Annotated in this window: 25 protein-coding genes and 1 pseudogene; 19 read left to right on the top strand and 7 right to left on the bottom strand. The window is 68.5% G+C overall.

Annotated elements, in window-relative coordinates; genetic code table 11:
• Positions 1-11 precede the first annotated feature (11 nt).
• The 4 genes and pseudogenes from ftsB to truD all read left to right on the top strand — a co-directional run bounded on the left by ftsB (position 12) and on the right by truD (position 2,922).
• A complete protein-coding gene (gene ftsB / locus EAT51_RS14050) occupies positions 12-395 on the top strand; it encodes a cell division protein FtsB (protein WP_130521395.1) in 384 nt (127 codons plus the stop codon).
• Positions 395-1,061, top strand: a pseudogene (gene ispD / locus EAT51_RS20450) (2-C-methyl-D-erythritol 4-phosphate cytidylyltransferase); the annotation flags it as partial. The gene ftsB and the pseudogene ispD, both read left to right, overlap by 1 nt.
• 149 nt (positions 1,062-1,210) lie before the next feature.
• Positions 1,211-1,693, top strand: a complete 483-nt coding sequence (gene ispF / locus EAT51_RS20445; protein ID WP_228257955.1) for a 2-C-methyl-D-erythritol 2,4-cyclodiphosphate synthase — start codon at positions 1,211-1,213, stop codon at positions 1,691-1,693.
• A 140-nt stretch (positions 1,694-1,833) separates the two neighbouring features.
• Complete coding sequence (gene truD / locus EAT51_RS14040) at positions 1,834-2,922, top strand: tRNA pseudouridine(13) synthase TruD (protein ID WP_130521398.1); 1,089 nt, start codon at positions 1,834-1,836, stop codon at positions 2,920-2,922.
• A gap of 21 nt (positions 2,923-2,943) precedes the next feature.
• On the opposite strand, the gene EAT51_RS14035 is transcribed toward truD, so the two are convergent.
• Positions 2,944-3,630 carry a glutathione S-transferase family protein gene (locus EAT51_RS14035; protein ID WP_130521400.1) on the bottom strand — a complete coding sequence of 229 codons (687 nt, stop codon included), beginning with the start codon at positions 3,628-3,630 and terminating at the stop codon, positions 2,944-2,946.
• A 242-nt stretch (positions 3,631-3,872) separates the two neighbouring features.
• A complete protein-coding gene (locus EAT51_RS14030; protein WP_130521402.1) occupies positions 3,873-4,406 on the bottom strand; it encodes a Smr/MutS family protein in 534 nt (177 codons plus the stop codon).
• Positions 4,407-4,496: 90 nt separating this feature from the next.
• Between EAT51_RS14030 and surE the strand changes: the two genes are divergently transcribed.
• The 4 genes from surE to EAT51_RS14010 are packed head-to-tail and all read left to right on the top strand — an operon-like array spanning position 4,497 to position 7,379.
• Positions 4,497-5,276, top strand: a complete 780-nt coding sequence (surE, locus tag EAT51_RS14025) for a 5'/3'-nucleotidase SurE (protein ID WP_130531662.1) — start codon at positions 4,497-4,499, stop codon at positions 5,274-5,276.
• Entirely contained in the window at positions 5,273-5,956 is a 684-nt protein-coding gene (locus tag EAT51_RS14020) for a protein-L-isoaspartate(D-aspartate) O-methyltransferase (protein ID WP_130521406.1), read from the top strand. The genes surE and EAT51_RS14020 overlap by 4 nt, the downstream gene beginning before the upstream one ends.
• A complete protein-coding gene (locus EAT51_RS14015) occupies positions 5,956-6,570 on the top strand; it encodes a YqaA family protein (RefSeq protein ID WP_130521408.1) in 615 nt (204 codons plus the stop codon). The genes EAT51_RS14020 and EAT51_RS14015 overlap by 1 nt, the downstream gene beginning before the upstream one ends.
• 8 nt (positions 6,571-6,578) lie before the next feature.
• Positions 6,579-7,379, top strand: a complete 801-nt coding sequence (locus EAT51_RS14010; RefSeq protein ID WP_130554046.1) for a peptidoglycan DD-metalloendopeptidase family protein — start codon at positions 6,579-6,581, stop codon at positions 7,377-7,379.
• 288 nt (positions 7,380-7,667) lie between these two features.
• On the opposite strand, the gene EAT51_RS14005 is transcribed toward EAT51_RS14010, so the two are convergent.
• A complete protein-coding gene (locus EAT51_RS14005) occupies positions 7,668-8,042 on the bottom strand; it encodes an Mth938-like domain-containing protein (RefSeq protein WP_130554045.1) in 375 nt (124 codons plus the stop codon).
• A gap of 61 nt (positions 8,043-8,103) precedes the next feature.
• Entirely contained in the window at positions 8,104-8,409 is a 306-nt protein-coding gene (yhbY, locus tag EAT51_RS14000) for a ribosome assembly RNA-binding protein YhbY (RefSeq protein ID WP_130521413.1), read from the bottom strand.
• Positions 8,410-8,509: 100 nt separating this feature from the next.
• Between yhbY and rlmE the strand changes: the two genes are divergently transcribed.
• The 4 genes from rlmE (at position 8,510) to folP (ending at position 12,362) form a co-directional block, all read left to right on the top strand.
• Positions 8,510-9,142, top strand: a complete 633-nt coding sequence (gene rlmE, locus EAT51_RS13995; RefSeq protein ID WP_130521466.1) for a 23S rRNA (uridine(2552)-2'-O)-methyltransferase RlmE — start codon at positions 8,510-8,512, stop codon at positions 9,140-9,142.
• A 72-nt stretch (positions 9,143-9,214) separates the two neighbouring features.
• Positions 9,215-11,152 carry an ATP-dependent zinc metalloprotease FtsH gene (gene ftsH / locus EAT51_RS13990; RefSeq protein WP_165394525.1) on the top strand — a complete coding sequence of 646 codons (1,938 nt, stop codon included), beginning with the start codon at positions 9,215-9,217 and terminating at the stop codon, positions 11,150-11,152.
• A gap of 82 nt (positions 11,153-11,234) precedes the next feature.
• Positions 11,235-11,420 carry a glycine zipper domain-containing protein gene (locus tag EAT51_RS13985; RefSeq protein WP_130521417.1) on the top strand — a complete coding sequence of 62 codons (186 nt, stop codon included), beginning with the start codon at positions 11,235-11,237 and terminating at the stop codon, positions 11,418-11,420.
• 42 nt (positions 11,421-11,462) lie between these two features.
• Positions 11,463-12,362, top strand: a complete 900-nt coding sequence (folP, locus tag EAT51_RS13980; RefSeq protein ID WP_130521419.1) for a dihydropteroate synthase — start codon at positions 11,463-11,465, stop codon at positions 12,360-12,362.
• Between the two features lie 502 nt (positions 12,363-12,864).
• Here folP and EAT51_RS13975 read toward each other — a convergent pair.
• The 3 genes from EAT51_RS13975 to EAT51_RS13965 form a co-directional block, all read right to left on the bottom strand.
• A complete protein-coding gene (locus tag EAT51_RS13975) occupies positions 12,865-13,392 on the bottom strand; it encodes a gluconokinase (protein ID WP_228257943.1) in 528 nt (175 codons plus the stop codon).
• 115 nt (positions 13,393-13,507) lie between these two features.
• On the bottom strand, positions 13,508-15,247 hold the full coding sequence (gene zwf / locus EAT51_RS13970; RefSeq protein WP_130561764.1) for a glucose-6-phosphate dehydrogenase: 1,740 nt from the start codon (positions 15,245-15,247) through the stop codon (positions 13,508-13,510).
• Entirely contained in the window at positions 15,244-17,043 is a 1,800-nt protein-coding gene (locus tag EAT51_RS13965) for a glycoside hydrolase family 15 protein (protein ID WP_130561763.1), read from the bottom strand. Before EAT51_RS13965 ends, zwf begins: the two co-directional genes overlap by 4 nt.
• 230 nt (positions 17,044-17,273) lie before the next feature.
• On the opposite strand from EAT51_RS13965, the gene hflK reads away from it, so the two are divergent.
• The 7 genes from hflK (at position 17,274) to EAT51_RS13930 (ending at position 25,596) form a co-directional block, all read left to right on the top strand.
• Positions 17,274-18,428 carry an FtsH protease activity modulator HflK gene (gene hflK / locus EAT51_RS13960; RefSeq protein ID WP_130561762.1) on the top strand — a complete coding sequence of 385 codons (1,155 nt, stop codon included), beginning with the start codon at positions 17,274-17,276 and terminating at the stop codon, positions 18,426-18,428.
• Complete coding sequence (hflC, locus tag EAT51_RS13955) at positions 18,425-19,288, top strand: protease modulator HflC (RefSeq protein WP_130533380.1); 864 nt, start codon at positions 18,425-18,427, stop codon at positions 19,286-19,288. Before hflK ends, hflC begins: the two co-directional genes overlap by 4 nt.
• Before the next feature lie 407 nt (positions 19,289-19,695).
• Positions 19,696-20,988, top strand: coding sequence for an adenylosuccinate synthase (locus tag EAT51_RS13950; protein WP_130522863.1), 1,293 nt, complete (start codon positions 19,696-19,698; stop codon positions 20,986-20,988).
• A 218-nt stretch (positions 20,989-21,206) separates the two neighbouring features.
• Complete coding sequence (locus EAT51_RS13945; protein ID WP_130561761.1) at positions 21,207-21,470, top strand: YlcI/YnfO family protein; 264 nt, start codon at positions 21,207-21,209, stop codon at positions 21,468-21,470.
• A gap of 6 nt (positions 21,471-21,476) precedes the next feature.
• Entirely contained in the window at positions 21,477-21,782 is a 306-nt protein-coding gene (locus EAT51_RS13940; RefSeq protein WP_130561760.1) for a type II toxin-antitoxin system RelE/ParE family toxin, read from the top strand.
• Between the two features lie 75 nt (positions 21,783-21,857).
• On the top strand, positions 21,858-24,932 hold the full coding sequence (locus EAT51_RS13935) for a BPTD_3080 family restriction endonuclease (protein ID WP_130561759.1): 3,075 nt from the start codon (positions 21,858-21,860) through the stop codon (positions 24,930-24,932).
• 1 nt (position 24,933) lies between these two features.
• Positions 24,934-25,596: a hypothetical protein gene (locus EAT51_RS13930; protein ID WP_228257942.1), complete on the top strand. Its 663-nt coding sequence runs from the start codon at positions 24,934-24,936 to the stop codon at positions 25,594-25,596.
• The last annotated feature ends 88 nt before the right edge of the window (positions 25,597-25,684 follow it).

Below are 25,684 nucleotides of genomic sequence, written 5' to 3'. Positions count from 1 at the left end.
CGGGGGCTGACATGGCCAAGTGGCGCTGGCTGCTGCTGGTGCTGGTGGGACTGCTGGCCTTCCTGCAGTACCACCTGTGGTTCGGGCGCGGCAGTTCGGGCGAGGTGATCGCCATGAAGGCGCAGGTGGCCAGCCAGACCCGCGAGAACGAGGGCCTGCGCGAGCGCAATGCGGCGCTGGCCGCCGAGGTCGAGGATCTCAAGTCCGGCGAGGCCGCGGTGGAAGAACGCGCGCGCAGCGAGCTGGGCATGATCAAGCCCGGCGAGAAGTTCTACCGCGTGGTCGACACCGCGCCGGCGCAGGGCGATGCGTTGCCCGCGCCGCCGTCGGCGCCTGCCGCCAGCGAGCCGGCGCCGATCTCCGAGGAAGACGCCGTGCAGGCAGAGGGCAATTGATGCGTGGGATCTGGGTGGTGATTCCCGCGGCCGGCCGCGGCACGCGCTTCGGCGGCGAAGTGCCCAAGCAGTATCTGGAAGTCGGCGGGCAGTCGGTGCTGGCCTGGACCCTGGCCGCGCTGCTGGGCCATCCGCTGGTCGAGGGTGCGGTGGTGGCCGTGTCGGCCGATGACCCATGGTGGCCGGGCTGGACCGCCTTCGGCGGCAAGCCGGTGCTGGCCTGCGTCGGCGGCGGCACGCGCGCGGCCTCGGTGCTGGCCGCGCTGCAGGCGCTGCCCGAGCATGTGCGCGCCGACGACTTCGTCCTGGTCCACGACGCGGCCCGGCCCAATCTGGCCGATGCCGATCTGGAGCGGCTGATCGAACGCGGTCGCGAAGACCCGGTCGGCGCGCTGCTGGCAGCGCCGGTGCGCGATACGCTCAAGCGCGCGGGCGACGACGGTGGCGTGGACGCCACCGAGCCGCGCGAGCGCCTGTGGCGCGCGCTGACCCCGCAGATGTTCCGCCGCCTGCAGCTGACCCGCGCCCTGGACGAGGCCGCCGGTGCCGGCATCGAGGTCACCGACGAATCGATGGCCATGGAGCGCCAGGGCCTGCGTCCGCTGCTGGTCGAGGGCAACGACACCAACTTCAAGATCACCACGCCGGGGGATCTGGACCGGTTCGCCTACATCGTGGGAGCCGGGACGGGAGACCGGGGACCGGTGGCCCGGGAGGAGCGGGTGCAGATGCCACAGCAACAGCAACAGCAGGATCATCGAACGGAGCCTGCTTCTGCTTCCCCCGGTCTCCGGTCCCCGGCCCCCGGTCCCGCCTTGCCCCTCCGCATCGGCCAGGGCTTCGACGTCCACGCCTTCGCGCCCGACGGCGATCACGTGATGCTGGGCGGCGTGCGCGTGGAGCACAGTCGCGGCGTGCTCGCGCACAGCGACGGCGATGTGGTGATCCATGCGCTGTGCGACGCCATCCTCGGCGCGCTGGCGCTGGGCGACATCGGCCGCCACTTCCCGCCGACCGATCCGCGCTGGGAAGGCGCCGACAGCACGCAGTTCCTCGAGCACTGCGCCGGTCTGGCGCGCGCGCGCGGCTGGCAGGTGGGCAACGCCGATGTGACCGTGATGTGCGAGCGGCCCAAGGTCGGCCCGCACGCGCTGGCCATGTGCACGCATCTGGCGCAGGTGCTGGGTGTGGCCGCCGACGCGGTCAGCGTCAAGGCCACCACGACCGAGAAGCTGGGCTTCACCGGGCGCGGCGAAGGCATCGCCGCGCAGGCCGTGGTGCTGCTGGTGAAAGCCTAATTCGACCGACGGGTTGTAGAGCCGAGCTTGCTCGGCTGAGGCCTTCCCGGGAAAGCTTCAGCCGAGCAAGCTCGGCTCTACGGAATCGGGCGAGCGAGCCCCAGCCGAGCAAGCTCGGCGCTACGAGAATGCAAGGCCCCATGACCGAGACATCATCGCTTCCCCTTGCCTTCGGGCCGCCGGTGCTGGAGGCGGTGTTCCGCACCCAGCCGGAGGATTTCCAGGTCGACGAATGCGACGCCTTCGCGCCGCACGGCGAGGGCGAGCACCTGCTGCTGACGCTGCGCAAGCGTGGCCTCAACACGGCCGAGGTGGCGCGCACGCTGGCGCGCTGGGCCGGCATCGGCGAGGTCGGCATCGGCTACGCCGGGCTGAAGGACCGCCACGCGGTCACCACCCAGCGCTTCAGCGTGCACCTGCCCAAGCGCGTGGCGCCCGATCTGGCCACGCTGGCCACGCCCAACCTGGAAGTCGTCGCCTCGGCTTGGCACAACCGCAAGCTGCCGCGCGGCGCGCTGGAGGGCAATCGCTTCACGCTCGTGCTGCGCCAGGTGCGCGGCGAGCGCGAGGCGATCGAGCAACGCCTGGGCGAGATCGCCGCGCGTGGGCTGCCCAACTGGTTCGGCGAGCAGCGCTTCGGCCGCGGCGGCGGCAACGTCGCCCAGGCCCTGGAAATGTTCGGACATGCCGGTCCCGCGCAGGAATCCGCCGCCGGCGCGCGCGCCCCGAGGAAGCACGTCAGGCGCGAGCAGCGCTCGCTGCTGCTGTCGGCGGCGCGCTCGGAGTTGTTCAACCGCGTGCTGACCGCGCGCGTGCTCGATGGCAGCTGGGAGCGCGGCCTGGACGGCGAGGTCTGGATGCTGGCCGGCAGCCGCAGCGTGTTCGGGCCGGAGCCGTGGAGCGCGGCGCTGGCCGAGCGCCTGGCGGCGTTCGACATCCATCCCAGCGGCCCGCTGTGGGGCGAGGGCGCGCCACGCGTGGAAGGCGCCTGCGCCGCGCTGGAGGCGCAGGCGCTCGGCGAAGGCGACGGCCCCGCGCTGCGCGCCGGCCTGGAGGACGCGCGCCTGAAGCAGGAGCGCCGCGCCCTGCGCCAACGCGCCGATGCGCTGCAGTGGCATTGGCACGACGCGGATACGCTCGAACTGCGCTTCGGCCTGGCGCCCGGCAGCTACGCCACCGCGCTGCTGCACGAACTGGGTGCCGTGCGCGAGGCGAACCGCATCGTCTGAGCGAAGCGGCCGGGTGGCGCATCACGCGGCGCCACGCGGTCCCGGGCTGGCCTGCGCATCGGCCTGCTGCGCCTGCAGGAAGACCTCCGCCTGCGCCTGGAAGGCGCGCTGGAACGCCGGCCGCGCCGTGCCGCGCGCCAGGTAGTCGAGCAGGTTGGGGTGTTCCTCCAGCAGCGTCGAGCCCTGCAGCCGCAGCAGCACGCTGAGCATCAGCAGATCGCCGGCGCTGAACTCGCCGTCGAGCCACGGGCTTTGGCCCAGATGAAGGGACAGCTCGCCCAGGCGCTGGCGCACGCGCTTGTCGAGCGTTTCCAGGCGTTCGGCGAACCACGGCGTTTCGCGCTCCAGAACCACGCATAACGCGCGCTCGAACACCGGCGGCTCGATCGTGTTGAGCGCGGCGAACATCCACGACACCGCGCGCAGCCTGGCGTCGGGAGCCTCGGGCAGCAGGCCGGGATGGGTCTGGGCGATGTGCAGCACGATCGCGCCGGATTCGAACAGCACCAGCCCGTCCTGTTCATAGGTGGGAATCTGGCCGAAGGGATGGCGCGCCCGGTGGGCCGGCTGTTGCATCGCCTCGAAGGACAGCAGGCGCACCGCGTAGGGCTGGCCGACTTCCTCCAGCGCCCAGCGCACGCGCATGTCGCGGGCCAGGCCGCGCCCGCGATCGGGCGAGCGTTCGAAGGCAGTGATCGTCGGAAGCATGGGAAATCCTCGGTGTGAAGTGGCTGGCGCCCCCATCGGTCGTTTCCGCCAAAGCGCGGACCCGGCGACTCGTGCGTGGCAAGTCGAGACCCCTGGGTGTCTGCCTTCGCGGGCACGACGCGCTTCGCTTTGCCGCTTTGGGGTGGGGGCGATTCCTTTCGGCGTCGGTCTGTGTTGCCGGTCCATCCCACACGACGTGCGGGCGGGCGGCAGATCGACACGTCAGGCTTGCGTTTGGCGCTTCAGCGCGCCGCCAGCAGCACCAGCACCGCGCCGGTGCCGCCCTGAGCGGGCGGCGCGGAATGGAAGGCCAGCACGTCGCTGCGCTGGCGCAGCACGCGGTCCACCACGTTCTTCAGTACCGGGATCTCCGCGTCCGAGCCCAGGCCCTTGCCGTGGATGATGCGCACGCAGGCGCTACCGCTGCGCTGGGCGTTGCGCAGGAACAGGCGCAGCGCCGTCTCGGCCTGGCCGGCGGTGGCGCCATGCAGATCCAGCTCGTCCTGGACGGAGAACTGGCCGCGCTTGAGCCGGTTGAACACGGTCACCGGCAGCGCCTCGACGCGATGCGCCAGCACATCGCCCGCGCCGATCGGCATGGCCTCCAGCGCCTGGCGGAATTCGCTCATCGCCGCGCGCTCGTCGGCCTGGGCCATGCGCGCGGCCGGGCGCGGGCGCGGCCCGCGCGGCGGCGTCGGCGCGTCGTCCAGGCGCCGCACCGGGCCGATGGCCGTGCGGAACAGGTCGCTGTCGTCGTCGTCGCGCGCGTCGCTCATGCAGGCAGGGTACGTGGCCGGGCGCGTCGCGCAAGGGCGAAGCGCGCGGATCGATCCGGTATCATCCGATGCGCATCAAGAAGGAACCCCATGCGCGTATTGGTCTCAAACGACGACGGTGTCGACGCCCCCGGAATCCGCATTCTCGCCGAGGGCCTGCGTGACGCCGGTCATGAAGTCTGGGTGGTGGCGCCCGATCGCGACCGTTCCGGCGCCAGCAACTCGCTGACGCTGGACCTGCCCATCCGCGTGCGCCAGCTGGACGCGCACACCATCCGTGTCAACGGCACGCCCACCGACTGCGTGCATCTGGCGCTGACCGGCATGCTGGACTTCGATCCGGACATCGTCGTGTCGGGCATCAACAACGCCGCCAACCTGGGCGACGATGTGATCTATTCGGGCACCGTGTCGGCGGCGATGGAAGGACGCTTCCTCGGACTGCCGGCGGTCGCCGTCTCGCTGGTCACGCAGGACCATCAGCCTCGCCACTTCGAGACCGCCGCGCGCGCCGCGGTGGACATCGTGGCGCGGCTGGCGGCCGATCCGCTGCCGGCCAACACCATCCTCAACGTCAACGTGCCGGACCTGCCGTGGGAGCGCGTCCGCGGCTACGAGGTCACGCGCCTGGGCAACCGCCACCGCTCGGAGGCCTGCCTGCCGCAGAACGACCCGCGCGGCGGCACGGTCTACTGGATCGGCCCGGCCGGTCCGGAACAGGACGCCGGCGTGGGCACCGACTTCCACGCCGTGCGCAGCGGCGCCATCTCGATCACGCCGATCCACGTCGATCTGACCCGCTACCAGGCCCTGGAGACCGTGTCCGGCTGGGTCAGCGGGCTCAGCGCGGGCCTGGAGCCGGCGGCATGACCCCACGCCTGCGCGTGCCGGCGGCCGAGGCGGCCGGCTCCGGCATGACCTCGCAGCGCGTGCGCGACCGCCTGGTCCAGCGCCTGCGCGAGGGCGGCATCGTCGACGAGCGCGTGCTCAACGCGATCGGGACCGTGCCGCGCCACCTGTTCGTCGACGAGGCGCTGGCCACGCGCGCCTACGAGGACACCGCGCTGCCGATCGGCCACAGCCAGACCATCTCCCAGCCCTGGGTGGTGGCGCGCATGACCGAGCTGCTGCTGACCGGGCGCAGCCCCAGGACCGTGCTCGAAGTAGGCACCGGCTCGGGCTACCAGGCCGCGGTGCTGGCGGCGCTGGGGCTGGAGGTCTACACCGTCGAGCGCATCGGCGACCTGCTGCGCCTGGCGCGCAAGCGCCTGCGCCAGCTCGGCATGAACGTGCGCAGCAAGCACGACGACGGCCGCGTCGGCTGGCCCGAGCAGGGTCCCTTCGATGCCATCATCGTCACCGCCGCCGGCCCGGCGCTGGTGGACGCGCTGATCGATCAGCTCGCGCCCGGCGGCGTGCTGGTGGCCCCGGTGGGCGGCAGCGCCTCGCAGTCGCTGGTGCAGGTCACCCGCGATGCGGACGGCCAGCTGCAGCAGGCCACCCTGGCGCCGGTGATGTTCGTCCCCCTGCTGTCTGGAACCCTCGACTGATGCAGCTGTTCGGTCCGCTCTACGCCCGCGCCATCGCCTGGTCGCGGAATCGGCACGCGCCGCGGCTGCTGTTCGGCCTGAGCTTCATCGAGGCGATCTTCTTCCCGGTGCCGCCGGAAGTGATGCTGGCGCCGATGGCGCTGGCCCAGCCCAAGCGTGCGTTCTCCTTCGCCGGCATCAGCCTGGGCGGCTCGCTGCTGGGCGCGCTGGTGGGCTACGCGCTGGGACATTTCGCCTACGCGGCGGTGCAGCCGCTGATCGATGCGCTGGGCTGGCGCGCGGCGGTCGATGGTCAGGTCGCGCATCTGCGCGAGCTGGTGGCGCAGTCGCCGTGGCGCGCGTTCTGGCTGCTGGTGCTGGCCGGGTTCACGCCGATCCCGCTGAAGATATTTACGTGGGCCTCAGGCATCGTCGGAGTGCCGCTGCTACCGTTCATTGCCAGCATGGTGGTCGGACGCGGCAAGCGCGTGTTCCTCATCGCCCTGGCATTGCGTCTGGGCGGGGCACGGGCCGAAGCGGCCCTGCGTCGCTGGATCGAACCGGTCGGCTGGATCGCCAGCGTGCTGCTGCTCGGTGTCTTGGCTTGGCTGGCGTGGAGGGCAAAGAACGGATGAGATTCGGCATGGACCTGGGGCTTGGCCCGACACGACGCGTGGCGCCACTGGCGCTGCTGATGGGCACGGCGCTGGCGCTGGCCGCGTGCAGCAGCACCGTCACCCGCACCTCCGGCCCTGCTTCGCGCCCTGGCGTCGGCGGCGGGACCAGCGCGCCGCGCGCGGTCGTCTCCAAGCCGCAGTACGGCAAGAGCGTCAACGTGCAGCGCGGCCAGACGCTGTACCGCATCGCCACCGACAACGGCATCGCGCCGGCCGATCTGGCCGCGTGGAACGGCCTGTCCGCGCCTTACACCATCTATCCGGGCCAGTCGCTGCGGCTGTTCCCCTCCAACGGCGCGCGTCCGGGCACCACGGTGGCCACCGGCCGTCCCGCCACGTCCGCGCCCGCCGGTGCCACGCCGACGCCGGTCGCCGCGCCGCCGCCGGTCAAGAGCGATATCGCCTGGCGCTGGCCGGCCGACGGCCAGATCGTCGGGCGCTTCGTGCCCGGCGATGCCTCCAACCAGGGCGTGGACATCGCCGGCAACGCGGGCGATGCGGTGCGGGCCACCGCCGATGGCGTGGTGGTGTACTCCGGCGCTGGCCTGGTCGGGTACGGCGAGCTGATCATCGTCAAGCACTCCGAGGCCTGGCTGTCGGCCTACGGCCACAACCGCAAGCGCCTGGTCAACGAGGGGCAGCGGGTGAAGTCCGGCCAGCAGATCGCCGAAATGGGCCGCAGCGGCGCCTCGCGCGACATGCTGCACTTCGAGATCCGCTACAACGGCAAGCCGGTCGACCCGCTGGGTTATCTGCCGCCCAAGTAATCGCGCGGGACCACACCGGGGCAGTTGAGACTCTTTGCCGGTGAGGCTCTGTGCCGGCCTGTCTCCTCAAAACCTCGCGACCTGCCTGTAGAGCGGAGCTTGCTCCGCTGCTCTTCGTTCGGTTCGTGGGAAGGCCTCAGCGGAGCAAGCTCCGCTCTACAGGCGGCCGCGCGCGGTCGGGCCGCGCGTGGTCGGCGACGTCCGCGCTCCGGCTCCACACTGCGTCGGACGGCCAAAAGCAAAGGCCGGCATTGTCGGCCTTCTTCGTGTCCGCCACGGGAGCGCGCCTCAACCGCCGAGGATGAACCCGGCCGCCACGCGCCGGCCTTCGCCGGCCAGGATGTGGTAGGTGCGCGCCGCGGCGGCGTTGGCCATGACTTCCAGGCCGATGCCGCGGGTCAGGCACGTGGCCATGACCTCGGCCGAGGGGAAGATCTGCCGGCCGCCGGTGCCCAGCAGGACGATCTCCGGGTTCAGCGCCAGCAGCGGCTGCAGCGCGGCCACCTCCAGCGCGGCGGCGTCGGCCACCGGCCAGTCGGTCTGCAGGGAGTCCGGGGTGAGGATGAAGCTGGCCCGCAGCACCTGGTCGTTGACCGTGGCGCTGGCGCCGTCGGCCGCGCGCAGGCTGTAGGCGTAATCGGGACGTTCGTGGCTCAGTTGCATGGCGGCTCCCGTCTGGGCTGGGCGCGGGACCGGCGGGGAACGGCGCGCCGAAAGGGGGACTTCAGGCCCGCGGCAGGACGATCGTGCGCTTGTCGCGGCTGGGGCGGTACAGCACGGCCACGTGGCCGATGCGCTGGACCAGGGCGGCGCCGGTGCGCTGGACGACGCTGTCGATCATCGCGTCGCGCACCTCGCGGTCCGCAGCGGCGATCTTCACCTTGACCAGCTCGTGGCGCTCGAGCACCTCGTCCAGCTCGGCGTAGAACGCCTCGGTCAGCCCCTTTCCGCCGGTCTGCAGCAAGGCCTTCAGCCCATGCGCCTGCCCGCGCAGGAAACGGTTCTGGGCGGCGGTCAGGACAACGGACATGCAAGGCACTTGGGGGTGGTGGAGGGCGATCAGCGTATCATGGCCCCCTGTTTTCCATCCCGATCACGCGGGCGTGCGCGCCGCGCAAACCGCCGTCCCCATGGCCAAACGCAGTCAAAGCAGCCAGCGCTGGCTCAAGGAACACTTCTCCGACCCCTACGTCAAAAAGGCGCAGGCCGAGGGGCTGCGTTCCCGCGCCGCCTACAAGCTGGAGGAGCTGATCGAACGCGACCGGCTGCTCAAGCCCGGCATGACCGTGGTCGACCTGGGCGCCGCGCCCGGCGGCTGGTCGCAGTACGTGCGCCAGGCCATGGGCGACAACGGCCGGGTCGTGGCGATGGATATCCTGGACATGCCCTCCCTGGCGGGGGTGGAGTTCCTTCACGGGGACTTCAGGGAGCAGGCCGTGTTATCCCAGCTGGAAGCCATGCTGGGCGGGGCGCAGGTCGACCTTGTGCTTTCCGACATGGCCCCCAATAAGAGCGGTGTGGATGCGGTGGACCAGCCGCGGGCGATGCATCTGGCGGAACTGGCGATGGATTTCGCCGACCACCATCTGCGCACCGGCGGGGCTTTCCTGATCAAGCTGTTCCAGGGCGTGGGCTTCGACGATTACATCCGCGACCTGCGCAAGCGGTATGACAAGGTCGTCATCCGCAAGCCGGACGCCTCGCGCAAGCGGTCGCCGGAGGTGTACGCACTGGGGCAGGGCAAGCGCGCCCAGCCCAAGTGAACCGGACGAGCGGGCCGGTCAGACAATTTCGCTTTAACGTGTAGTGCCAGAGGACCACCCAAGGCCATGAGGATGAACGACTTGACCAAGAATCTGCTGCTGTGGGTCGTAGTGGCGGTGGTGCTCATGGTGGTGTTCCAGAGCTTCTCCCCGCGCCCGGGCGCGGGGCCGGGCAGCAACCAGCTCACCTACACCCAGTTCGTCAACGACGTGAACAACGGGCAGATCAGCTCGGTGGAGTTCACCAACAAGGGCGACCAGAAGACTAACGCGATCAGCTACAAGCGCACCGACGGCACCCAGGGCCTGGTGTTCGGCCCGACCGACGAGAGCCTGGTCAACGTGCTGATCGCCAAGGGCGTGAACATCAGCCAGCAGGAGCCGGACAGCGGCATCTCGCTGGCCGCGATCCTGCTCAACTTCCTGCCGGTGCTGCTGATCATCGGCTTCTGGATCTTCATCATGCGCCAGATGCAGGGCGGTGGCGGCGGGGCCAAGGGCGCGATGTCCTTCGGCAAGTCGCGCGCCAAGCTGCAGGGCGAGGACCAGGTCAAGGTGACCTTCGCCGACGTCGCCGGCTGCGACGAGGCCAAGGAGGAAGTGGGCGAGCTGGTCGAATTCCTGCGCGACCCGACCAAGTTCCAGAAGGTCGGCGGCAAGATCCCGCGCGGCGTGCTGATGGTCGGCCAGCCCGGCACCGGCAAGACGCTGCTGGCCAAGGCCATCGCCGGCGAGGCCAAGGTGCCGTTCTTCTCGATCTCCGGCTCGGACTTCGTGGAGATGTTCGTCGGCGTCGGCGCCAGCCGCGTGCGCGACATGTTCGAGCAGGCCAAGAAGCACGCCCCGTGCATCATCTTCATCGACGAGATCGACGCGGTCGGCCGCCATCGCGGCGCCGGCCTGGGCGGCGGTCACGACGAGCGCGAGCAGACCCTCAACCAGCTGCTGGTGGAGATGGACGGCTTCGAGGGCGGTGAGGGCGTGATCATCATCGCCGCGACCAACCGTCCCGACGTGCTGGATCCGGCGCTGCTGCGCCCGGGTCGCTTCGACCGCCAGGTCGTGGTCGGCCTGCCGGACGTCAAGGGCCGCGAGCAGATCCTCAAGGTCCACATGCGCAAGCTGCCGCTGGCCGACGACGTCGATGCGATGATCGTCGCGCGCGGTACGCCGGGCTTCTCCGGCGCGGACCTGGCCAACCTGTGCAACGAGGCGGCGCTGTTCGCCGCGCGCGGCAACGAGAAGGAGGTCCGCATGGACCACTTCGACCGTGCCCGCGACAAGATCCTGATGGGCGCCGAGCGCCGCTCGATGGCTATGAGCGAGGACGAGAAGACGCTGACCGCCTATCACGAGGCCGGCCACGCCATCGTCGGTCGGGTCGTGCCCGAGCACGATCCGGTCTACAAGGTCACCATCATCCCGCGCGGTCGCGCGCTGGGCGTGACCATGTACCTGCCCGAGGGCGACAAGTACAGCTATAACCGCACCGCGATCGAGTCGCAGCTGTGCTCGCTGTACGGTGGCCGCGTCGCCGAGGAACTGATCTTCGGCACCGACAAGGTCACCACCGGCGCGTCCAACGACATCGAACGCGCGACCAAGATGGCCCGCAACATGGTCACCAAGTGGGGCCTGAGCGACGAGATGGGCCCGATCGCCTACGGCGAGGAGGAGGACGAGGTGTTCCTGGGTCGTTCGGTGACCCAGCACAAGAACGTCTCCGACGCCACGGCGCGCAAGATCGACGAGGTCGTGCGCGGGATCCTGGACAACGCCTACCAGCGCACCACCAAGATCCTGACCGACAACCTGGACAAGCTGCACACGATGGCCAAGCTGCTGCTGCAGTACGAGACCATCGATGCGCCGCAGATCGACGCGATCATGGAAGGCCGCGATCCGCCGCCGCCGGCGGGCTGGAGCAAGACCAACAACGACAACAACGACCGCGGTGGCGGCAGCAAGCGGCCCCTGCCGCCGATCGCCGGCCCCGCTGCGCAGACCTGAGGGCCTGGCGCAGAGGTCATCGAAAGGCCGGGATCAGTCCCGGCCTTTTGCTTTGTCACCACCGACCGATCACGAGGGGCGCGTGCGCACGATCTTCGACAGCAGTGGATGGAGCCTGGGCGTGGGCATCGCGCTGGGCGTGGCGCTGGGCGCGGGCTTCGGCCTGGCCATGCACGACCTCGGCGTGGGCCTGGCGATCGGCATCGGCCTGGGCGCGGTGCTGGGCGTATTCATGAGCAGCCAGAAGAAGAAGCGTCGCGGCGGCTGACGCGTATCATGCGCGCTCGCCCAGACTCGCCGGAGCGCGCCCATGTTCGACACCTCGCCTCAGCTGGACTGCAACGGCCGCGTGCTGCGCCTGGACCGGCCACGGGTGATGGGCATCGTCAACGTCACGCCGGATTCGTTTTCCGACGGCGGCGCGCACGACACGCTGGAGGCGGCGGTGGCCCACGGCCTGAAGCTGGCCGAGGAGGGCGCGGACATCCTGGACATCGGCGGCGAATCCACGCGCCCCGGCGCGCAGGCCGTGCCGGTGGAGGAGGAGCTGCGTCGCGTGGTGCCGGTGATCGAGGCGCTGGTCGAGCGGACCACGCTGCCGATCAGCATCGACACCTTCAAGCCCGAGGTGATGCGCGCGGCGGTGGCCGCCGGCGCGGGCATGATCAACGACATCCGTGCGCTGCGTGCCGACGGTGCGCTCGAGGCCGCCGCGCAGCTGCGCGTGCCGGTCGTGCTGATGCACATGCTGGGCGAGCCGCAGTCGATGCAGGAGGCGCCGGAGTACGACGATGTGGTCGGGCAGGTGCATCGCTTCCTGGCCGAGCGCATCTTCGCCGCCGAGATGAGCGGCATCGACCGGCGCCAGCTGATCGTCGATCCCGGCTTCGGCTTCGGCAAGACCACCGCGCACAATCTCGCGCTGCTGGCGCAGCTGCAGCGCTTCACCGAACTGGGCGTGCCGGTGCTGGCCGGCATGTCGCGCAAGCGCAGCATCGGCGAGCTGACCGGGCGCGAGACGCCGGCGCAGCGCGCGGCGGGTTCGGTGGCCGCGCACCTGATCGCCGTGCAGCGCGGCGCGATGCTGGTGCGCGTGCACGACGTGGCCGCCACGGTGGATGCGCTCAAGGTGTGGGCGGCCGTGGACGCGGTGCCGGCGGTGCGTCAGGACGCGCCGAAGAAGCCGGAGATTCGCTGGCCCGAGGATTGAGTGGTCAGGGCGGGCGAGGGGACTTTGGTTTCCCGGGAAGCGGTGACCGGCCTCGTGCGTCGCTTGAAAGTCGCTGGGTTCCCGCTTTCGCGGGAACGACGGTAGGGAGATTCGCGCGCGGGCTCGCGCTGGGAACCTAGCAGTCGTCATCCCCGCGAACGCGGGGATCCAGGGACTTCCGTCCAGGTCGCGCAACGTCCATGGGTTCCCGCTTCCGCCGGAACGACGATAGGGAGATTCCCGCGCGGGCTCGCGTTTCGAACCCAACAGTCGTCATCCCCGCGAACGCGGGGATCCAAGGACTTTCGTCCAGTTTGCGCAATGTCCATGGGTTCCCGCTTTCGCGGGAACGACGGTAGGGAGATTCGTGCGCAGGTTCGCTGTGAACCTAACAGTCATCATCCCCGCGAACGCGCGGATCCAGGGACTTTCGTCCAGGTCGCGCAACGTCCATGGGTTCCCGCTTTCGCGGGAACGACGGTTGAGGCTTTGTTCGCGGCGGTTAGTGCAGCGCTTTCAGCTTGGCGAGCACGTCGTCCACGGTGTGCTCGACCACGGCGTCCGGCACCACGTGCACCGCGCGCTCGTCCGCGGCAGGGGGCTCAAGCGTGTCGAGCTGGCTGCCGAGCAGGCTGGCGGGCATGAAGTGCCCAGGCCGCTGGGCGATGCGCTGGTCGAGCTGCTGACGCGCCACGTCCAGCCAGACGAACACCGCCTGCGCGTCGCCGTCGCGCAGCACGTCGCGATAGGCGCGCTTGAGGGCCGAGCAGGCCACCACCACGCCCACGCCCTGCGCCCGCTGTTCGGCGATCCAGGCGGCGACGCTGCGCAGCCAGGGCGCGCGGTCGTCATCGGTGAGCGCGATGCCCTGGCGCATCTTGTCGATATTGGCCTGCGGATGCAGGTCGTCGGCGTCGAGCACGCGGTAGTCCAGCGCCAGGCCGAGCAGCCTGGACACGGTGGTCTTACCGGAGGCGGACACGCCCATTACGATGAGGGTCTTGGGGAGGGGCATGGCGGTGGAGTTCATGCGAGGAGTGAGCGGAGAGGAGTGACCAGACGCGACTGCGAACAGCAGGTGTCGCTTGATTCACTCGATGCGCTGGCTTTCGCTCATTCCCCACGCCTTTCCACTCACGCGTGCTTCAACGACGTGGCGCGCGTTTCGCGGCCGGCTTGACCGTCTTCTTCACGGCTTTGCGTCCGGCGGGTTTCGCCGGCGCCTTCTTCACCGCCGGCTTGGCGCTTTTTGCCGCTGGCGCGGAAGCGGCCTTGCCAACCTTGCCTGCGGGCTTGTCCGGGGCCTGCGTGCGGGCCCGCTGCGGCGGGCGCGTGCGCCCGGGCGTTAGCGCGCGCCAGGTGCGTCCGCCGTCCAGCGCCAGCAGCGCATCGGCGGCGGTCGGCCCCTCGCTGCCGGCGACGTAGTTGGGGAATTCGGTCGCCGGCTGCCGGGCCCAGGCGTCCAGCACGGGCTGCACGATGCGCCAGGCCGCATCGACCATCGTCGCGTCCTGGAACAACGCCGCCTCGCCGCGCATGCAGTCGTGCAGCAGGCGCTCGTAGCCCACGGTGTTCTGCTGCGGGAACCAGTCGCGATAGCGGAAGTCCATCCGCACCGGCGCCAGCGCCACCGGATAGCCCGGCCGCTTGACGTCGAACTGCAGCGAGATGCCTTCGTCCGGCTGGATATGCAGGACCAGCCAGTCAGGGCCATAGCCGCCGACGGCCGTATGCCGGAATGGCGCCAGCGGCGCGGGCTTGAAGCGGATCGCCACCTCGGTGGTGCGCGTGCGCAGGCGCTTGCCGGTGCGCAGGTAGAACGGCACGCCGGCCCAGCGCCAGGTGTCGATGGCCAGCTTCATCGCCACATAGGTCTCGGTCTCGGAGGTGTCCGAAGTGGTGTCCTCCTCGCGGTAGCCCGGCACGTTGCTGCCGTTGACGCTGCCGGCGGCGTACTGGCCGCGCACCACGTCCTCCGGTGCCAGCGGGCGCACGGCCTCGATGACCTCCGAACGTCGGCGCAACATCGCCTTGGGCGTGAAATCCGAAGGCGGCTCCATCGCCACCATCGCCAGCAGCTGGAACAGGTGGTTGGGCACCATGTCGCGCAGCGCGCCGGTGGGCTCGTAGAAGCTGCCGCGGCCTTCCACGCCGATGGTCTCGGCCGCGGTGATCTGCACGTGGTCGATGCGGTCGCGGTTCCAGACCGGCTCAAACAGGCCGTTGGCGAAGCGGAAGGCCTGGATGTTCTGCACCGTCTCCTTGCCCAGGAAGTGATCGATGCGGAAGACCTGGTCCTCCTCGAGCACGTCGGCGATCTGCGCATTGAGCGCGCGCGCGCTTTCCAGATCATGGCCGAAGGGCTTTTCGACGATCACCCGGCGCCACGGGCCGCCCTCGGTCTGCTTGACCAGCCCGGCGCGGCCCAGCTCGGTCACCGCCGTTCCGAAGAAGCGCGGCGCGGTGGCCAGGTAGAACAGCACATTGCCCTGCGTATTGTGCTTGGGGTCGATCTCCTCCAGGCGCTTGCCCAGCAGGCGGTAGTCCTCGGCCGAGGTGAAATCGCCGCGCTGGTAGAACATGCGCTTTGAGAGCCAGCGCCAGGTGTCCTCATCGATGCTCTCGGCCTGGAACTCGCCGCCGCGCGAGGCCGCCTGCGCACGCAGCGCATCGCCGATCTTGCGGCGCCACGCCGCCTCGCTGACATCGCCGTGGTCGAAGCCGAGGATGGCGAAGCGCTCGTCCAGCTGGCCGGCGCGCTTGAGGTTGTACAGCGCCGGCAGCACCAGGCGCTGGGCCAGGTCGCCGCGGGCGCCGAACAGCACCAGGATGCAGGGCGGGGCCAGGGCTTCGGCGGTGACGCCGGGAGAGGTGGTGTCGCTCATGCGTGGATCTCCGTGCTGGTGCGCTGGATATCGTGGAGGTTGTTGAGGCGGTAGGCGGCGTTGACCAGGGCCACGTGCGAATAGCCCTGCGGGAAGTTGCCGAGCATGCGCCGGCCGCGCGGGTCGTATTCCTCGGCCAGCAGGCCCACGTCGTTGCACAGCGCGAGCAAGGCGGTGTAACGCTCGAGCGCCTGGTCGGTGTGGCCGATGATCGCCAGCGCCTCGACCAGCCAGAAGCTGCAGGCCAGGAAGGTGCCTTCGCCGTCGGGCAGGCCGTCGCCGGCTTGCTCGGTGGCGTAGCGCTGGACCAGGCCGTCGACGGTGAGGCGGTCGCGGATCGCCTCGACCGTGGCCACCAGCCGCGGATCGTCCGGCGGCAGGAAGCCGGTCAGCGGCATCAGCAGCAGCGCCGCGTCCAGCGCCTCGCCGCCGTAGCTCTGCACGAAGTAGCCATCCGGATGCAGGGCGTTGGCCAGGATGTCGGCATGGACCTGCGTGGCCTGTTCGCGCCAGCGGGCGCGATCTTCCTCGCAGTAGCTGGCCGCGTTCTGCGCGGCCAGGTCGAAGGCGCGCCAGGCCATCAGCTTGGAGTGGGTGAAGTGGCGCCGGCCCGAGCGCACCTCCCAGATGCCCTCGTCCGGGTCGTGCCAGCGCTGTTCCAGCTCGATCAGGAAGGCGCGCTCCAGCTCGATGCCGGACTCGCCCGATTCCATGCCGCGCAGGCGCGCGGCCTCGAGCATGCCGATCAGCTCGCCATAGACGTCCAGCTGGAACTGCTTGGCCGCCGCGTTGCCCAGGTTGACCGGGCGCGAATCGCCATAGCCGGGCAGCCAGTCGGCCACCCACTCGGGCAGGCGCCGCTCGCCGCCCACGCCGTACAGCGCCTGCAGCTGGCCCGGGGTGCCGGCCACCGCGCGCTTGACCCAGTCGCGGAAGGCCGCGGCCTCCTCGCGATAGCCGGCGTTGGTCAGCGCCAGCAGGGTGAAGCTGCTGTCGCGCAGCCAGCAGTAGCGATAGTCCCAGTTGCGCTCGCCGCCCAGAGACTCGGGCAGCGAGGCGGTCGGTGCGGCGACGATGGCGCCGGTGGGCAGATAGCTCAGGCCCTTGAGCACGACCAGCGAGCGCTTGACCTGCGCGCTCCAGGGCCCGGCATCGGCGCAGCGCGAGGACCAGTCCTCCCAGAAGCGCAGCGTGGTCTGCAGCGCCTCTTCCACCTCCAGCGCCGGCGGCTGCTCCAGATGCGAGGCGCCGTGGCTGAGCACGAACCACGTGCTCTGGCTTGGCTCGAGCGTGAACTCGGCCGTGGAGACCATGTCGTGGCTGTCAATGGTCAGCGGCGTGCGCAGCAGCAGCTGGTCGGGGCCGGCGACCGCGCGCAGGCCGTCGTCCTGCTGGGTCACCCACGGCACGATCAGGCCATAGCCGAAGCGCATCACCAGCTCGGTGCGCATCGGCACCTTCCCGCGCAGCGCCTCGATCCGGCGCACCAGATGGTTGTGCACCTCGCCGTTATGGCTGGCGACCATGAAGTCGGTGACCAGCACCTGCCCGCTGTCGGTCTCGAAGATCGTGTCCAGCACCAGGCTGCCGTCGCGATAGCTGCGCTTGATGCGGGCGGTCTCGTCGGCCGGGCAGAGCAGCCAGCGGCCGTGCTCGGGCGTGCCGAGCAGGGCGGCGAAGACGGCGTCGGAGTCGAACCGCGGCAGACAGAGCCAGTCGATCGAGCCGGCGCGGGTCACCAGGGCGGCGCTGCGGCAGTTGCCGAGCATGGCGTAGTCTTCGATGGGGGTCGACATCGGGCGGTTCCGGACTGAGCGGCGTAGAAGTACCAGCGCGGCCGTGGGCGGTGCGTGGTCTGGCACCCGGCCGCGCGGGCAGTGTTCAGGTTGGCCAGACCTTGTCATCGCGGCGCTTCGTCGCCATGACGCCCCTGTCAGCGGGCAGCCCCGGGGCAAGCGGGTAGAATCGGCCGGCGCCGTGCCCCCGCCACATCGGGCCCGCTGCGTCTCATCAATTCGGAGTTGGCATGGCCTGGAATACCCCTGGTAGCGGTTCGGGAAACAACGGAAGCGGCAGCGGGCCGGGCGGGGGGCGCAATTCCTGGAAGCCGGGACAGGGCGGCGGCCTGGACCAGATCCTGGCGCGCCTGCGCGCCCTCTTCGGCGCCGGCGGCGGTGGCCCGCTGCGCTGGGTGCTCGTGTTCTTCGTGCTGCTGCTGGCCTTCAGCAGCTTCCAGCTGGTGGGCGAGCAGGAGCGCGGCGTGGTGCTTTGCTTCGGCCAGTTCGCGCGGATCATGCAGCCCGGCCCCAACTTCAAGTGGCCCTGGCCCATCGAAACCGTGCGCAACGTGCAGGTGACCACCATCGGCACCTGGGGCCTGCAGGAAATGCCCGTGCTGACCAACGACGAGAACATCGTCAACGTCACCCTCAACGTGCAGTACCGCATCAACGACCCGCGCCAGTACCTCTACGGTACCCAGGACGCCGACCAGGTGCTGCAGCAGGCCGCGCAGAGCGCGGTGCGCGAGCAGGCCGGCCGCGCCTCGCTGGAGGACGTGCTCAACAAGCGCGGCCCGCTGGCCTCCGCCGCCAAGGAGCGCCTGCAAGCGGCGCTGGACGCCTACCACACCGGCATGGTCGTGACCGACCTGACCCTGCCCAACGCGCGCCCGCCCAACGAGGTCAAGCCGGCCTTCGACGACGTCAACAGCGCCCAGCAGAGCCGCGAGCGCCTGGTCAACGAGGCCCAGGCCTATGCCGCGCGCGTGGTGCCCGAGGCCCGCGGCGAGGCCGCGCGCACCCGCACCGCCGCCGAAGGCTACAAGGAGGCCGCAATCGCCAACGCGCAGGGCGACGCCGACCGCTTCAGCCTGCTGCAGCAGCAGTACGCCGCCGCGCCGGAGACCACCCGCAAGCGCCTGTGGCTGGAGACGGTCGAACAGGTGCTGGGCCATAACCGCAAGGTGGTCGGCGGCGACGGCCGTCAGCTGATCTACGTGCCGATGGACGCCAACGCCCAGGCCAAGGCGCTGCCGCCGGCCTCGACCCTGCCGCGCCTGCCGACCGACACGCTGCTACCGGCGGTGCAGAGCGCGGGTGGCAGCGACAGCGCTTCGTCGACGCCGACCGACCCGCTGCGCCCGCCGCGACCCACCGGCCGCGAGGAGGGCCGCCCATGAAGACTTCCGTGACCGTGGCCGTGATCGTGGCCGCCCTGCTGGCGCTGATGGGCTCGGTGTTCGTCGTGCGCGAGGACCAGACCGCGATGGTGCTCAACCTGGGCCGCGTGGTGCGCGCCGACGTCAAGCCCGGCCTGCACTTCAAGCTGCCGCTGGTGGAGACCGCGCGCGTGTTCGACCGCCGCTTCCAGATCCTGGAGACCGCGCCGGAGCGCTACTTCACCTCCGAGCAGAAGGACGTGTCGGTGGACTTCTTCGCCATCGGCTACATCTCCGATGTGCGCGCCTACTACCGCGCCACCGGCGGCGACCAGCGCAACGCCAACGCGCGCCTGGCGCCGATCGTGACCAACTCGCTGCGCAACGAGATCAACTCGCGCACGCTGACCCAGCTGGTGTCCGGCGACCGCAGCGAGATCATCGCCAGGCAGCTGGTGTCGATCAACGCGGCGATCAAGAACCTGGGCATGCAGCTGGTGGACATCCGCCTCAAGCAGATCGACCTGCCGCAGGACAGCAAGGTGCTGGGCGAGGTCTACGACCGCATGCGCGCCCAGCGCCAGCAGGTCGCCAGCGCGCTGCGCGCCGAGGGCGAGGAGCAGGCCCGCACCATCCGCGCCGAGGCCGACCGCCAGGCCACGGTCATCGCGGCCGAGGCCGAGCGCGACGCCCAGCGCCTGCGCGGCGAGGGCGATGCCCAAGCCGCGCAGCTGTACGCCAAGGCGTCGGCGGCCGACCCGGGCTTCTACGCCTTCTACCGCAGCCTGGAGGCCTACCGGCACTCCTTCGCCGACGGCAACGCGGTGATCGTGCTAGACAAGAACGACCCGTTCCTGCAGTACATGAAGTCCGATCGCTGATCGGCTGATCGATGCGAAGTGGAGCGGGGCGCCTTTAAGGCGCCCCGTTTCGTTTTGCCCGCGGCTTCCGCTACAGCCGAAGCGTCGCCTTCCAATCGTCATTCCCGCGAACGCGGGAATCCAGTGACTTCGCTCCTGCGCCGCTGCCCGCGCGCCCCGGCCTCGCAAATCTGAACACCCCCAGCCACCCCAAGGTGGCCCCCGTCCCCCAAAACCCGGATAATGCACAAAAGCCGGCCGGGCGCTTCCCACCAGAAGCACACCCTTCCGGCTTTTTCCGTGTCCTGGATGCGGTGATGCGCGTGCGGCCCGCCCCGATGGCGGCTGACACACACGCGGATCATGCGCCAGACCGCACGGCCCGAGTCCGCGGCCCCGATGGCCGCAACAAAACAGGAGTACCCGTCATGGGTCAGTCAGTGGTGGTGTTGGGCGCCCAGTGGGGCGATGAAGGCAAGGGCAAGATCGTCGATCTGCTCACCGAAGAGATCGGCGCCGTCGTGCGCTTCCAGGGCGGCCACAACGCCGGCCATACCCTGGTCATCAACGGCAAGAAGACCGTGCTGCACCTTATCCCGTCCGGCATCCTGCGCCAGGACGCGCTGTGCCTGATCGGCAACGGCGTGGTGATCAGCCCGGCCGCGCTGATCAAGGAGATCGACGAGCTGGAAACGGCCGGCGTGGAAGTGCGCAGCCGCCTGAAGATCTCGCCGGCCGCGCCGCTGATCATGCCGTACCACATCGCCCTGGATCAGGCCCGCGAGAAGGCCGCCGGCGGCAAGGCCATCGGCACCACCGGCCGCGGCATCGGCCCGGCCTACGAGGACAAGGTGGCGCGCCGCGGCATCCGCATCGCCGACCTGCATTACCCCAAGCAGCTGGAAGAGCTGCTGCGCACCGCGCTGGACTACCACAACTTCGTGCTGACCAAGTACCTGGGCGTGGAAGCGGTCGACTTCCAGAAGACCTATGACGAGGCGCTGGCCTTCGGCGAGTACGTGCAGCCGATGAAGTCGGATGTGGCCGGCATCTGCCACGACCTGCGCAAGCAGGGCAAGCGCGTGCTGTTCGAGGGCGCGCAGGGCGCGCTGCTGGACATCGACCACGGCACCTATCCCTACGTCACCAGCTCCAACACCACCATCGGCGGCGCGCTGGCCGGCACCGGCGTGGGCGCGCAGGACATCGACTACGTGCTGGGCATCGCTAAGGCCTACGCCACGCGCGTGGGCGGCGGCCCGTTCCCGACCGAGCTGGACGACGAAGTGGGCCAGGGCATCCGCGACCGCGGCGCCGAGTACGGCGCCTCCACCGGCCGCCCGCGCCGCTGCGGCTGGATGGACATCGTCGCGCTCAAGCGCGCCGTGGCCATCAACGGCATCTCCGGCCTGTGCATCACCAAGCTGGACGTGCTGGACGGCATGGAGAAGCTGAAGGTCTGCATCGCGTACGAGTACAACGGCAAGCGCACCGAGTACGCCCCGCTGGACGCGCAGGGCTGGGAAGACTGCACCCCGGTCTACCTGGAGTTCCCGGGCTGGAATGAGACCACCCACGGCATCACCGAGTGGGACAAGCTGCCCGCCGCCGCCCGCGCCTACCTGCGCGCGCTGGAGGAACTGGCCGGCTGCCCGATCAGCATCGTCTCCACCGGCCCGGACCGCGACCACACGATGGTGCTGCAGGATCCGTTTGCCTGATCGCAGGTTGTGCCCCCTCTCCCGTGTGCGGGGGAGGGCTGGGGTGAGGGGCCTTTCATCAGCGCCTTTGCCCATACCAAGCCCCGCGCAAGCGGGGTTTGGTGTTTTTGGGCGGTAGGAAATTCGCTATTCGTGAATAGCGAACTTCGCCAGCGGCACTTGAACGCCTGTGCATCCCCTGCGACCATGCATCGCAATTGCAACGCATGAGGTGTGGGATGAAAACCGCGTCGCTGCCGTCCCTGCGGGTCGAGCCCGAACTGCGCGAAGCCGCCGAGTCGGTTTTGCAGAAGGGCGAAAGTCTGTCCGCCCTGATGGAGCAGTCGCTGCGCGATGAGGTGCGGCGTCGCCGGCACCAGGCCGAGTTCATCGCCAGAGGCCTGGCTTCGCGGGAGCAAGCGCGCCAGACAGGGCGCTATATCGATGCACAGGAGGTGTTGGACGGCCTGCAAGCGAGGATGGACCGCGCACAAAAGGAATAGACCGGGATGGCATGGACCGTTCGCTTTACGGAAGAAGCGCAGCAGGACCTGGGGCGCCTGTACGACTGGCTGCTGCAGCATGCGGCAGGAGACTACGCGGTTGCCGAACGGGCGCTGCAGGCCATCCGTGAGGGCGTCGCCCTGCTCGAATGCACACCGATGAGCTGTCGCAAGGCCACGGCGGATCCGTTCTTGCGAGAGCTTGTGATCGGCTTTGGCAGTGCGGGATACGTACTGCTGTTCGAGATCGAAAACAGCACGACGGTGACCGTCCTGGCCGTCAGGCACCATCGTGAAGACGACTATCATTAGGCGCTGAGTTTGCTTGAACGTCGTGGGATCAAGAGTGCAAGTGGCCAGGAAGACTCAAGGAATTAGGGGATAGAAGTGAGTGACCAGTTTTTCAACCAGCCAATCCTTAACTCGCCTTACGACTACCCGTCGCGGCACTGGGAGCTGGACGACAGCGGACAACCTACGCAGCAAATTGTCGAGTCACGCCGAGCGTCCAGCTTCATCAGTCCAATTCCAAAGCCCCGCCGGCACCGCGGCGAACAGGCTGCGCTGGCGCTGGATGAAGTCGAGAACTTGGCTGATGACGGGCAGCGTTACCGCCACTCTGAGCTGATCAATTCGGTGCGGCGCGAGGTCGATGCCTGGCGTCGCCTGCCGCCGTCGCAGTGGCGCGTCACCCCCGAAACGGCCCGTTTACTGGAACATTGGCGGAACCACAAGTTCGCTGGTGTGCGTCCGTTCTTCTGCCAGGTCGAAGCGGCCGAGACCGCCATCTGGTTGACCGAGGTCGCCCCGCAGCTTGGCAAGAACGGCGAGCGCTTCCTCGATCATCTGGATAAGGCCAGCAACGATGCCAATCCTGGCCTGCTGCGCTTGGCGCTGAAACTGGCCACCGGAGCAGGTAAGACCACGGTCATGGCCATGCTCATCGCTTGGCAGACGGTCAATGCCGTGCGCCATCCGCAGAGCAAGAAATTCACCCGAGGCTTCCTGCTGGTCGCCCCTGGCCTGACCATCAAGGATCGTCTGCGAGTGCTGCTGCCCAATGATGCAGATAGCTACTACGCCAGCCGGGAGATCGTGCCCCGCGACATGCTGGCGGATCTGGACAAGGCCAAGATCGTCATCACCAACTACCACGCCTTCAAGCTGCGCGAGCGCATGGAGTTGTCCAAGGGTGGCCGCCGTTTGCTGCAAGGCCGCACCGGCAGCGAGCTGGACACGCTGGAAACCGAAGGCCAGATGCTCCAGCGGGTTATGCCGGAGCTGATGGGGCTGAAAAACATCCTCGCCATCAACGACGAGGCGCACCATTGCTATCGAGAAAAACCGCACGCTGCGGAGGACGACGAGGATCTCGACAAAGACCAGAAAGCCGAGGCCGAGGAGAACAACGAAGCCGCACGGCTGTGGATTTCCGGCCTGGAAGCAGTGAACCGCAAGCTGGGCCTGCAGCAGGTGATGGACCTGTCGGCTACGCCGTTCTTCCTGGCCGGCTCGGGCTACGTGGAAGGCACGCTGTTCCCCTGGACGATGAGCGATTTCTCGCTGATGGACGCCATCGAATGCGGCATCGTCAAATTGCCACGCGTGCCGGTGGCCGACAACATTCCCGGCGCGCAAATGCCCATCTACCGTGAACTCTGGAAGCACATCGGCAATAGGATGCCGAAGAAAGGGCGTGGCAAGAACGCTCAGCTCGATCCATTGGCCATCCCGGTGGAATTGCAGACCGCGCTGGAGGCTCTGTACGGCCACTACCTCAAAACCTACGAGGCGTGGAAGCAGGCCGGCATCCATGTGCCGCCATGCTTTATCGTGGTGTGCAACAACACCGCCACTTCCAAGCTGGTGTTCGACTACATCTCCGGTTTCGAGCGCACCAACGACGATGGCTCCAGAACGCGCGTACCGGGCCGGTTGGAATTGTTCCGCAACTTCGATGAGCATGGCGAGCCGCTGGCACGCCCGAACACCTTGCTGATCGACAGTGAGCAACTCGAATCCGGCGACGCGCTGGACGACAACTTCCGGGGCATGGCCGCCGACGAGATCGAACGCTTCAAGCGCGAGATCATCGAGCGCACCGGCGATCGCCGCCAGGCTGAGAACCTGAGTGACAGCGAACTGCTGCGCGAAGTGATGAACACCGTTGGCAAGCAGGGCCGCCTGGGCGAGCAAATCCGCTGCGTGGTGTCGGTGTCCATGCTCACCGAGGGCTGGGATGCCAATACCGTGACCCATATCCTCGGCGTGCGTGCGTTCGGTACCCAACTGCTGTGCGAGCAGGTGATTGGCCGTGCCCTGCGCCGCCAGTCCTATGAATTGAACGAGCAAGGCCTGTTCGACGTGGAGTACGCCGATGTATTCGGCATCCCCTTCGACTTCACGGCCAAGCCGGTCGTCGTCACGCCGCCCAAGCCCCGCGAAACCGTAACGGTCAAGGCGCTGCGTCCGGAACGCGACCCTCTGGAAATCCGGTTCCCGCGTGTGCAGGGCTATCGTGTCGAGTTGCCAGAAGAACAACTCGAAGCCGAATTCAACAACGACCACCATTTCACCCTGACGCCGGACAGGGTCGGCGCGACCCAGACCCACAACGCCGGCATCATCGGCGAAGCGGTGGTGCTGGACATCAAGCATCTGAAGGATGTGCGCCGGTCAACCCTCTTGATGGAGCTGACCAAGCACTTATTGTTCGGGCATTGGCGCGATCAAGGCCAGGATGCACCGATTGCCTTGTTTGGCCAGCTCAAACGCATCGTGCGCCAGTGGCTGGACGAATGTCTGGAATGCAAGGGGGGCACCTACCCGGCGCAATTGATGTACCGCGAGCTGGCGGACACGGCCTGCCAACGCATCACCAAGGGCATCACCGCGAAGGAACTGGAAAAGGGCGGGCAGGTCAAGGCCATCCTCGACCCGTTCAACGCAACTGGCAGCACCGCGCATGTGCGCTTCAACACCTCGCGCGAAGAACGCTGGGAAACATTTGGGGTGGACAACCAGCCGAAGAACCACGTCAACTGGGTCATCCTGGACAGCGGCTGGGAAGGTGAATTCTGCCGAGTCGCCGAGTCCCACCCCAAGGTGCTGGCTTACACCAAGAACCACAACCTCGGCCTGGAAGTGCCCTACCGCTTTGGTTCGGCCAACCGCATTTATCTCCCGGACTTCATCGTGCAAGTGGACGACGGTCGCGGTGAGAGCGATCCGCTGAACCTGATCGTGGAGATCAAGGGCTACCGGCGCGAGGATGCGAAGGAAAAAAAGTCCACCATGGACACTTACTGGATTCCCGGTGTGAACCACCTCGGCACGCACGGCCGCTGGGCCTTTGCTGAGTTCGGTGATGTGTACGAAATGCAGGATGACTTCGCGAAAGAGGTCGAGGCGAAGTTCAACCAAATGATTGAAGCGGCTGCGCCGGGAAACAAGGAACACTGAGATGGCAACCAAAAAAAACCGGAAACCCAAAGCCCCGCTGGCCGTCGAGGACCTCGTTCACGGCGAGGCCAAGCGCAAGAACATCCCCACCGTGGAACACCAGTCGGTGATGCAGCAGCACGAGCAGGCGCCGGTGAAGGTGGCCTACCCACGCGCCAACCAGCAATGGCTGGAGGAACTGTGTGCCCTGCACGATGCAGGCAAGGCGTCTCCGGAGTGGCAGCGGCGGCTGAACCGTGACCTGGATCCGCAACTGGTCTGGCGCGGCAAGGACCAGCAGGATTGGAGCGATCTGGTCGTCAACGCGCCGCCGCTCTACATCCAGGAAAAGGTCAAGCCAAAGGCGCTGATCGACGACCTGCGCCGCCAAACCGAAGAACGGCGCGAAGCCGCCGCACCGCAACAGGACATGCTGGACCTGTTCGGCGACTTCAACGGCTTGCCCGAAGGCGCGGACCGCACCGAGTTCTACCAGCATGAAGGCCACTGGCAGAACCGCTTCATCCTTGGCGACAGCCTGCAGGTGATGGCCAGCCTGGCCGAGCGCGAGGGGCTGCGCGGCAAGGTGCAGTGCATCTATTTCGATCCGCCCTACGGCATCAAATTCAACAGCAACTTCCAGTGGTGGACCGGCCAGCCTTTCGTAGACATCCGGTTGCCATAATTGATGGCAATGACCGAGGTGTTTATGGGCAACAGCAAGCAGTACACGGATGAGTTCCAGGCCGAAGCGGTGAAGCAGGTGATCGAGC

This window comes from Pseudoxanthomonas winnipegensis, assembly GCF_004283755.1.
In the GTDB taxonomy this organism is placed as follows: Bacteria; Pseudomonadota; Gammaproteobacteria; order Xanthomonadales; family Xanthomonadaceae; genus Pseudoxanthomonas_A; species Pseudoxanthomonas_A winnipegensis.
Note: the sequence above shows the minus strand (reverse complement) of the source record. Positions and strands in the feature narration are given on the sequence as shown.

What these genes read in the sequence shown, in the direction of transcription:
- ftsB (WP_130521395.1), top strand. Translation starts at nt 12, where the DNA reads ATGGCCAAGTGGCGCTGGCTGCTGCTGGTGCTGGTGGGACTGCTGGCC.
- truD (WP_130521398.1), top strand. Translation starts at nt 1,834, where the DNA reads ATGACCGAGACATCATCGCTTCCCCTTGCCTTCGGGCCGCCGGTGCTG.
- EAT51_RS14035 (WP_130521400.1), bottom strand. Translation starts at nt 3,630, where the DNA reads ATGCTTCCGACGATCACTGCCTTCGAACGCTCGCCCGATCGCGGGCGC.
- EAT51_RS14030 (WP_130521402.1), bottom strand. Translation starts at nt 4,406, where the DNA reads ATGAGCGACGCGCGCGACGACGACGACAGCGACCTGTTCCGCACGGCC.
- surE (WP_130531662.1), top strand. Translation starts at nt 4,497, where the DNA reads ATGCGCGTATTGGTCTCAAACGACGACGGTGTCGACGCCCCCGGAATC.
- EAT51_RS14020 (WP_130521406.1), top strand. Translation starts at nt 5,273, where the DNA reads ATGACCCCACGCCTGCGCGTGCCGGCGGCCGAGGCGGCCGGCTCCGGC.
- EAT51_RS14015 (WP_130521408.1), top strand. Translation starts at nt 5,956, where the DNA reads ATGCAGCTGTTCGGTCCGCTCTACGCCCGCGCCATCGCCTGGTCGCGG.
- EAT51_RS14010 (WP_130554046.1), top strand. Translation starts at nt 6,579, where the DNA reads ATGGACCTGGGGCTTGGCCCGACACGACGCGTGGCGCCACTGGCGCTG.
- EAT51_RS14005 (WP_130554045.1), bottom strand. Translation starts at nt 8,042, where the DNA reads ATGCAACTGAGCCACGAACGTCCCGATTACGCCTACAGCCTGCGCGCG.
- yhbY (WP_130521413.1), bottom strand. Translation starts at nt 8,409, where the DNA reads ATGTCCGTTGTCCTGACCGCCGCCCAGAACCGTTTCCTGCGCGGGCAG.
- rlmE (WP_130521466.1), top strand. Translation starts at nt 8,510, where the DNA reads ATGGCCAAACGCAGTCAAAGCAGCCAGCGCTGGCTCAAGGAACACTTC.
- ftsH (WP_165394525.1), top strand. Translation starts at nt 9,215, where the DNA reads ATGAACGACTTGACCAAGAATCTGCTGCTGTGGGTCGTAGTGGCGGTG.
- folP (WP_130521419.1), top strand. Translation starts at nt 11,463, where the DNA reads ATGTTCGACACCTCGCCTCAGCTGGACTGCAACGGCCGCGTGCTGCGC.
- EAT51_RS13975 (WP_228257943.1), bottom strand. Translation starts at nt 13,392, where the DNA reads ATGAACTCCACCGCCATGCCCCTCCCCAAGACCCTCATCGTAATGGGC.
- zwf (WP_130561764.1), bottom strand. Translation starts at nt 15,247, where the DNA reads ATGAGCGACACCACCTCTCCCGGCGTCACCGCCGAAGCCCTGGCCCCG.
- EAT51_RS13965 (WP_130561763.1), bottom strand. Translation starts at nt 17,043, where the DNA reads ATGTCGACCCCCATCGAAGACTACGCCATGCTCGGCAACTGCCGCAGC.
- hflK (WP_130561762.1), top strand. Translation starts at nt 17,274, where the DNA reads ATGGCCTGGAATACCCCTGGTAGCGGTTCGGGAAACAACGGAAGCGGC.
- hflC (WP_130533380.1), top strand. Translation starts at nt 18,425, where the DNA reads ATGAAGACTTCCGTGACCGTGGCCGTGATCGTGGCCGCCCTGCTGGCG.
- EAT51_RS13950 (WP_130522863.1), top strand. Translation starts at nt 19,696, where the DNA reads ATGGGTCAGTCAGTGGTGGTGTTGGGCGCCCAGTGGGGCGATGAAGGC.
- EAT51_RS13945 (WP_130561761.1), top strand. Translation starts at nt 21,207, where the DNA reads ATGAAAACCGCGTCGCTGCCGTCCCTGCGGGTCGAGCCCGAACTGCGC.
- EAT51_RS13940 (WP_130561760.1), top strand. Translation starts at nt 21,477, where the DNA reads ATGGCATGGACCGTTCGCTTTACGGAAGAAGCGCAGCAGGACCTGGGG.
- EAT51_RS13930 (WP_228257942.1), top strand. Translation starts at nt 24,934, where the DNA reads ATGGCAACCAAAAAAAACCGGAAACCCAAAGCCCCGCTGGCCGTCGAG.